Origin of the sequence: Mammaliicoccus sp. F-M27, from assembly GCF_022387115.1 — a bacterium.
GTDB classification, from domain to species: domain Bacteria; phylum Bacillota; class Bacilli; order Staphylococcales; family Staphylococcaceae; genus Mammaliicoccus; species Mammaliicoccus vitulinus.
On the sequence record NZ_JAJNIE010000032.1, the window covers coordinates 1 to 2452 of the forward strand.

General features: G+C 29.1%; 3 protein-coding genes. 1 reads left to right on the plus strand and 2 read right to left on the minus strand.

Annotated elements, in window-relative coordinates:
• A partial coding sequence (locus tag LQ598_RS13615; protein ID WP_239745720.1) for a protein rep occupies positions 1 to 395 on the minus strand: 395 nt, incomplete at its 3' end.
• A gap of 265 nt (positions 396 to 660) precedes the next feature.
• On the opposite strand from LQ598_RS13615, the gene lnu(A) reads away from it, so the two are divergent.
• Positions 661 to 1146 carry a lincosamide nucleotidyltransferase Lnu(A) gene (gene lnu(A), locus LQ598_RS13620; protein WP_000700648.1) on the plus strand — a complete coding sequence of 162 codons (486 nt, stop codon included), beginning with the start codon at positions 661 to 663 and terminating at the stop codon, positions 1144 to 1146.
• A 686-nt stretch (positions 1147 to 1832) separates the two neighbouring features.
• On the opposite strand, the gene LQ598_RS13625 is transcribed toward lnu(A), so the two are convergent.
• On the minus strand, positions 1833 to 2452 hold a 620-nt coding region (locus LQ598_RS13625), incomplete at its 5' end, for a protein rep (RefSeq protein WP_239745719.1).

Below are 2452 nucleotides of genomic sequence, written 5' to 3' on the forward strand. Positions count from 1 at the left end.
CCCTTAACAACCTTTTTAAATTTTGTTCGATTACTTAATCGTCTAAATGATTGATTATAATGCTTAATCTCATTTTCTAATTTATTTTTAGACACATTAGGCGTCGTTAAAGTTAAAAATATAAATTCTTTTTCATGTTCTTTTTGTACATACTGCATCATCAAAGATAAACCCAACGCATCTTTTCTCGCTTTACGCCATGCACAAACCGGACAAAAACGATTTTTACATGAATTTGCTTTATATAATTTATTTTTTTCTAACGACTTATCTGTCACAAAAGACAAAAAGGTATTACATTCCCGTACCAATGTCATTTGATTTTCCCCCACATGTCGCTTTATAAATTTCTGAAATACTTGATTTCTTCGTTTCTTCTCAGTATACTTATCCATGTTATATAACTTAAAAAACAACTTAGTTTTCACAAACTATGACAATAAAAAAAGTTGCTTTTTCTCCTTTCTCATAATGTTTTTAGACTAGACACCTAAAACACTACATGAGTATGCTAAAAAAAGCAACTTTTTTTGTGTTTCAACCCAGATATACCAACACTTTAAGGGTAACTATTCTACTCTGTAATAGTTACCCTTATTATCAAGACAAGAAGAAACTCGTTTTCAACTCGTTTCAAATTCCTAAATTAGGAGGGATAAAATGAAAATTAATAATGTAACAGAAAAGGATTTATTTTATATTTTAGACTTATTTGAAAAAATGGAAGTAACTTATTGGTTAGATGGAGGTTGGGGTGTAGATGTATTAACTGGAAAACAACAAAGAGAACACAGAGATATAGATATAGATTTTGACGCCCAACACACTCAAAAAGTTATACAAAAATTAGAAGATATAGGATATAAAATAGAAGTTGATTGGATGCCTTCACGCATGGAACTTAAACATAAAAAATATGGATATTTAGATATTCATCCCATAAATTTAAATGATGATGGTTCCATTACTCAAGCAAATCCAGAAGGTGGCAATTACGTTTTTCAAAATGAATGGTTTTCAGAAACTAATTATAAAGGTCGAAAAATACCATGTATTTCAAAAGAAGCTCAGCTTCTTTTTCATTCTGGTTATGACTTAACAGAAAAAGACCATTTTGATATAAAAAATTTAAAATCAATAACATAATTGCTTTATTCCAATTGCTTTATTGACGTTGAGCCTCGGAACCCTTAACAATCCCAAAACTTGTCGAATGGTCGGCTTAATAGCTCACGCTATGCCGACATTCGTCTACAAGTTTAGTTAAGGGTTCTTCTCAACGATCAATAAATTTTCTCGGCATAAAAGCGTGTTATAATTTAATTAACGTTCTGTTTTGTTTTCACTGTTCACTTCCAAAAATAAAAAAAGCCACCAAATTTTATTGGTGGCTTTTTTTATTTTGTTAAATCTTAAATGCCCTTAATTTTAATTCTAAAGGGGTATTTTAAAGTTTTAAGTGTAAATCATATAGTTTTATACCTAAAAACATACATAAGCTCTTAAAACGCAAATATGAGCCAAATAAAAGCATGTTATAACACTACATTTTTATTAACCAAAACGATACAACTTAACTACATTTAAATCGTAAATCACTTGTAAGCTTTTTGTACCTTAAATGTAGCCTTTTCTGTATTTACTCTTAGCTTGTAGAAATCGGACACGTTCAACAATTTTAAAATCAACCTAATATCGTTGTAACTTATCAGTATTAGTTTCAATACTGCCCATCTACATGCAAATTAATTTGCATACATTTTTTATAGTTCCCACAGAGGCAGGCGACCATATATTTAACAATAAAAAAGTGTCAGTCTAAGACCAACACTTTATGTTTCTTCTTCAATTTCATCAATCATTTGATGATTTAATTCTCTTTTTTCTTGTTCTGTTAAATCATACAATTCACTCGCTAAATATTCTTTTTGTTTCCAAATATAAAAAATTTGATAGATATATTCAGTTGGATCAATCTCTTTTAAATAATCTAAATCGCCATTTTTTAATAACTTTCTCGCCTCTTTAAATAATCCCGAATACACTAATACCTGCTTACCTTTTAAAGAACGATAATACGCGTCGAATACTTTTTGATTACTTAAATAATCACTATCTTTACCAGAATATTTAGCCATTTCATAAAGTTCTTTGTCATTATTAGCCTTAACTTTCTCGACATGAACTTGTGTAATTTCTGGCATTCCCGTCACATCTCGCCATAAATTCAACCATTCTTTTTGGCTAATATAAGATTTAGTATCTTTGAAATAAGATTTGTTAACCGCAATTAAAACGTGAAAATGTGGGTTATAATCATCCCGCTCTTTGTTGTATGTAATTTCTAATTTTCTTACATAACCCTTAACAACCTTTTTAAATTTTGTTCGATTACTTAATCGTCTAAATGATTGATTATAATGCTTAATCTCATTTTCTAATTTATTTTTAG